Consider the following 5,726-nt stretch of genomic DNA (forward strand, 5'->3'; position numbering starts at 1 on the left):
AAAAGCGGATATTTTTTCAAAAAGTTTTTTAAATGCGGTTTATCCACAGCCCATGACACGGGGTCAGATCAGCAAAGTAATGAAATTTGCTGTTCGTTTCACGTATTCATCAAGATAAATGTACTACGTGCTTTAAAATATCAGAGTGAGTATTTTGATAGGTTTTATGAGTCACAAAAATAATCTAGTTTGTCAGTTCAATTTACAGACACAAACTGACAAATATATATTATTGATTGTATTTAAGGTTGTATTGTCGATATAGGTTGTATCGTTAAAATGCTAACATATTGAAATATAATGTTTTTAATTTTCTCTCATTTAAAAAAATAATATAGGCTCTAAAAAGAACTGACAACACTGACAGCACTGGACAAAACTCTTCTGTTCAGATCACTCAGATCATTGTCTTTGGAGAAAAGTTCTTTGATGAAAATGCCATTAAATATAACTTATTAGAAAATCAAGACTTTGTTTGCTCGCCAAATTTGGCGAGCAAAGGCAGGAAAAAGAGTTTTGCGTAATTGTCTTGAAAGGCTCTCAAAGAGATTTCTTATTGTTTTATGCTGTTGTTTTTGACGACAGGATGTGCTTGATAGGATGATGTCTCGTTTATATGCGTGTTGAGTGGCTTAGAGGAGCTGGAGAGTGAATTTATCTCTCATTATTGATAAATATATTGTAGCATTAAACTGGGGATATTGATGTATTAACCATTGACGGGCTAAACAGTTTTGTTTAGAGGTTTCTTTATATAAATGTGGGGGAGAGATCTTCAGCAGTTAAAATAAAGTAGTTTTTGTAAAATAAAGCATTTTTGGGTATCACTTTTTTGGTTACAGAGGCATGTGCTTTTGTTAAAAGCGTTATAGGGCAGTGGCTGTTTTGAGTGGACTTATTAGCGGTTCCATGAAGTTCTTTTAAATCATGCTTCATGAATAGTGCAAAGCGGGGGCAATCTGTATTGTTATTGATATTTTTACGCCAAAGTTCTCTTTTGAGAATTTTTCGTGCCATTATTGTTTTCTTTGGCTTGTTTACAGGTGTAAATGTTTATGCGCGCTCCTCAGCTATTTTTCATTCCCCAACAGATAATTTTTCTCGTAGCTATTCAGAAAAGCAGCAATTAGAAAGAATTGAGAAATTACGGTCTTTAACGCCTAAAAGGATAAAGACGCCTTCAGAGCAAAATCCAGAAACGCTTTTGGGTGGGAAGCAATGTTTTCCCATTCATGCTGTTGTTGTTGAGGGAGTGCATCATGTCAAAAAACGCTTTATATCAGCCGTAACAGAGCCTTATGTTGGAAGATGTATTGGTCTTTTTGATATCCAGCTTTTAATCAAGCAGTTAACCAAAGTTTATTTGGATCAAGGCTATGTAACGGCGCGTTTTTACATTCCTGATCAAGATATCAAAAACAGCAAGACGCTCAAATTTGTTGTCGTTGAGGGCAAGCTCTCAGAGATTTACTATAATGGTTCACCGACGTCTCGTTATAATAATGTTGTATGGAGTGCTTTTCCTGGGCTTCAAGGTCATGTTCTGAACATGCGCGATATTGAACAGGGGCTTGATCAGATCAACCGTTTGAGTTCAGCGCACGCTCAAAGCGAACTTCTTCCAGGGCGTGAAGAAGGGAGCACCATTGTCAATATTAACAATCATCCCGATAAAACTTTCAAGGTTACTGTTTCTCATGACAATATGGGACAATCTTCCACGGGTTATGCGCGTTATAGTGCGGGCTTGAGGGTAGAAAATATTTTAGGGATGAATGATGCGTGGGATTTTAACTATCAACGCAGTGAGCCCGATTATTGGGGTGGGAGCAAGCAAGAAGGACATAGCAATAACATTTCAGCGAGTGTGAGTATTCCATATGGTTATTGGACCTTTGGATTGAATGGCACTGTTTATAATTACCAAAGCATAATCCCTGGCAATTTTACCGATATTGAGACGACGGGGGATTCCAGTGAGTTGCACGCCAGTACAAGCAGGGTTCTTTACCGTGATAGTGTTTCCCTTACAACTTTGAATTTAGGTCTTTCTTATAAAAGAACCAACAATTACCTTCTTGGCAATAAGATTGAAGTGGGCAGCCGTCAATATAGCGTCGCCAATTTTGGCATTTCGCATTCTCGCCAGATGTTGGGGGGGACTTGGACCTTTGATGTGAGTTATTTGCAAGGGCTCCCTTTGTTTCATTCAGTAAAGAAACATGCGCCAGGGGCAGGGGATGCGGAGCCACAATTTGCCAAATTTACCGGCACGCTTAGTGTCATGACGCCTTTTAAGGTAGGGGGCTTGGACTTTATACTGAGCAATCTTTTGAGTGGTCAATATTCACCACATAATTTATTGGGTGCTGAACAGATTTCGTTGGGGGGCGCTTCCAATGTTCGTGGCACGCGTGAGAGTTTGCTTTTTGGCAATAACGGTTTTTTTAGCCGGAATGATTTGTTGCTACGCACCATTCCGTGGAGCAATCACGCGACCTTCAAAAAGGTTTTTGGTGAACTTCGCCCTTATGTTGGTTTGGATTATGGGCGTGTGTTTTCGCAAGTTTTGTATGGGATTAAGAGTGATCAGCTTGCCGGTTGGACAGCCGGTGTCAAGCTTGCGGGAGGCATATTCTCTCTTGATGCCAGTTATTCCAGTATTTTTTGGAGCACAGTTAAGCACAAAAAATTAGGAACATTTTTTATGACATTAACAATGGAACTTTAAGCATTTTTTATTGGGGAGTTAACGTATGAGATATGAAAAGAGAGCAGAAAGAGCAGCTTTATTAGGTGTTTTAGTCTCCAGTACGATGCTCAAAAAGGTTTTATTTGGGGGACTTGGTTTTTCTTGTTTGTTAGCACCTTCAGCGTTACAGGCACAAATTACTGTGGATCCTAACGCGAATGCCGCCCATCGTCCAGATATAGTGGCAGCGCCCAATGGGGTTCCCTCGATTGATATTGTTACCCCCAATGGCAAGGGCTTATCACACAATAAATATTACGATTTTAATATTGGAAATCCGGGTGTGATTTGGAACAATCATGCGCAAGAAGTAGGGCAATCGCAGTTGGGGGGCATTATGCCGGGCAATCCGCATTTGCGTTTCACGGGTTCGGCGAAAGTGATTTTAAATGAAGTGACCAGCAGTAAGCGCAGTGCGCTTCATGGTCCAGGAGAGGTTTTTGGGAGCCCAGCCGATGTGATTATAGCCAATCCCAATGGAATAAGCTGTGATGGTTGTGGCTTTATCAATACGCCCCATGCGACCTTAACCACAGGTGTTCCCGAAATTGATGCGAGTGGTTTTTTGAAAGGCTTTGAGGTGCGAGGTGGGGACATCACCTTTGGCGCCAAGGGAGCCAATTTTTTCTCTGGCCAAGGAGCGGTTGATATTGTCGATATTGTCTCACGCACAGTGCATTTTGAAGGAGCTGTTGCGGGCAAGGAGATTGGAGTGACAGCAGGGACGGGTCACTTTGATTATGCTTCACGGGAAATGAAAGAACTGACCGATATTACTGGTAAACCGGAATATGCGATAGATGGTTCTGCTTTGGGGGCTCTACAGGCGGACAGAATAAAACTTGTGGCAACGGAAAAAGGTGTTGGGGTTCGTATGCGCCATGATATGGCAGCCAATGCGGGGCAGTTGCATCTTTCTGCTGACGGGAAAATCTCGTTGAAGAATGTTTTTGGTTATGGGGGTGTTGTCCTCAAATCGAAAAGCCAGAGCATATTGGCAAAGCACATCACCTCGAAAAAGCATATTGATATTGCCGCCCATAAGGATGTGACGTTAGAAACGGTTGGCGCTGAGGGTCATTTGAAGATAGAGGCGCAGGATGGGCTTTTATCGATTGCCGGTAAGGCAACCTCTGGGGGCAATATGGAGCTTTCTTCGCGCCAGACTCTTCAAGTTTCAGGGCTAGGGGCAGGCGCTGATATGGCTCTTGAATCGGGCGGAGACTTGAAGCTTGAGGGGATTGTTTTAGCACAAGGGAATCTCAAGGCGCATGCCGGTGGTGATATAAAGGCGCAGCTTTTAGCCGGTGGGGTTGATATGGCGGCAACGGGTGCTGCTGGTGTTGTTGTTCTTGGCACCCAAGGGGATGTTGATCTCCAGAGCAGTCAAGGGGTGATTGTTGCTGAAAGTGTTTATGGAGCAGGAGATATCACCCTAGTTTCTCATAACGGGCTATCTGTTTCTCAAACAATTCTGTCGCATCAAAATGTTGCCATTCAAGCACAACCAGCAACAAATGCTCCCGTTCATTTTGGGCAACTTTTAGCCTATGGCAAGGCAAATATTGAGGGTGGGGCGGTTGACTTTTCTTCGCTGATGACGGGTGAAGAAGCTGTTTTAAAGGTAGGCAGCCTTGATGCAGGCACACTGATGACAGGTGTCGTTTCTACGGGCGGTTCAGGGGATCTTGTTTTAGATGAAAAGGGCTTTCTTTTGATTACAGCAAAAGAAGGGGTGAAGGTTGGTCAGATTGCCAGTGGTGGCAATATTGAAATTTTTGCAGGCAACGACATCTATTATGATCAGGTCATGGGCTATGGCAGTGCAACATTGACATCGGTATCAGGAGAGATCAGTGTTGAGAATGTGTTGTCTGCTGAGGGGGATGTGAGATTGACGGCAAACACTCTCGATTTAAGCAATAATCGTTCTCATATTTACACGCCGCAAACGCTGTATTTAATTGCAGATCATATTGATGTCTCAGAGAGCGAATTGACTTATGGTGGTTTAGACTTTAACAGCACCAATGCCCTTGAGATTCACCATGCGCGGCTACAAGCCGTGACAGATCAGGGTGGAACTGGAGATATTCTCTTTGTTGCTCCAAGCGTTATGGTGGATAAGGCAAGCTCTGTTTTAGCAGCCAGAGATTTCGTGATCAAAACAGGGGAGCTTGGAAATAGTGGTCAATTGGCATCGGGGCAGGATTTAATCTTTAGCGTGACGGGGGATGTGACCAACAACAAAACGGGCTTAATTTATGTGAAGGGCAATGGTGCTTTACAAGTTGATGGGGCTTTGTTGAATGATTTTGGCACCATAATGGCAGAGGGTGATTTATCTTTTACCAATGCGGCTGGCAGCGGAAAAAGCCTTTCGCTTGTGAACAAAGCAGGCTTGATTCAAGCGGGTGGAAACTTAAATATCCAAACCAACACCCTGAAAAACGAAGCCGATAGCACGCCTGTCATCACGGAAAAAACGGAATATAGCGATATTTCTTTCCAAAAACCAGAGGATTTTCATGGTAGCGGAGATGGGTTGTTATATCATAATACACAGCAAGATCTTTGGGGAAAGGGGCACATTGAAGAGCCAGACTCAATTCTTGGTGTTAACATCGAGCATACATTATTTAGTTTGGACGAAGTACTTTTTGGTAATAAGGAAGGATCATACGGCAAAGCAACATTGAAAGATGGAACAGTCTACAAGGCTTTTACTTGGGTAAAAGGACGGGCGCATGGTAGAGATCATATGCAGACATATAAATGGAATGGTTCTCGGCGGAAGGGAGGATGGTTTGGGTCAATAAACGAAAATTGGTCACACATGACAGAAAAGACTGTCACACAAGCATTTTCGCATAAACCAACTGTTTCGGGGGTAATACAATCTAGTGGCAATCTTATTATTAATGCTGATACCATTGACAACCATTATAGCTCTATGAGAGCAGGGGGAAATGCC

At 42.7% G+C, this 5,726-nt stretch carries 2 protein-coding genes; both read left to right on the plus strand.

Annotated features, from left to right (window positions below):
• Positions 1 to 934: 934 nt before the first annotated feature.
• Positions 935 to 2,731 (plus strand): ShlB/FhaC/HecB family hemolysin secretion/activation protein, encoded by a 1,797-nt coding sequence (locus ACFIMG_RS09625; protein ID WP_375679370.1) that lies wholly within the window; start codon positions 935 to 937, stop codon positions 2,729 to 2,731.
• A 25-nt stretch (positions 2,732 to 2,756) separates the two neighbouring features.
• Positions 2,757 to 5,726, plus strand: a 2,970-nt coding sequence (locus ACFIMG_RS09630) for a filamentous hemagglutinin N-terminal domain-containing protein (RefSeq protein ID WP_375679371.1), incomplete at its 3' end; no start/stop codon positions are given.

The sequence above is a fragment of the Bartonella sp. AP11XZML genome (assembly GCF_042196445.1).
In the GTDB taxonomy this organism is placed as follows: Bacteria; Pseudomonadota; Alphaproteobacteria; order Rhizobiales; family Rhizobiaceae; genus Bartonella.

What these genes read in the sequence shown, in the direction of transcription:
- ACFIMG_RS09625 (WP_375679370.1), top strand. Translation starts at nt 935, where the DNA reads ATGAATAGTGCAAAGCGGGGGCAATCTGTATTGTTATTGATATTTTTA.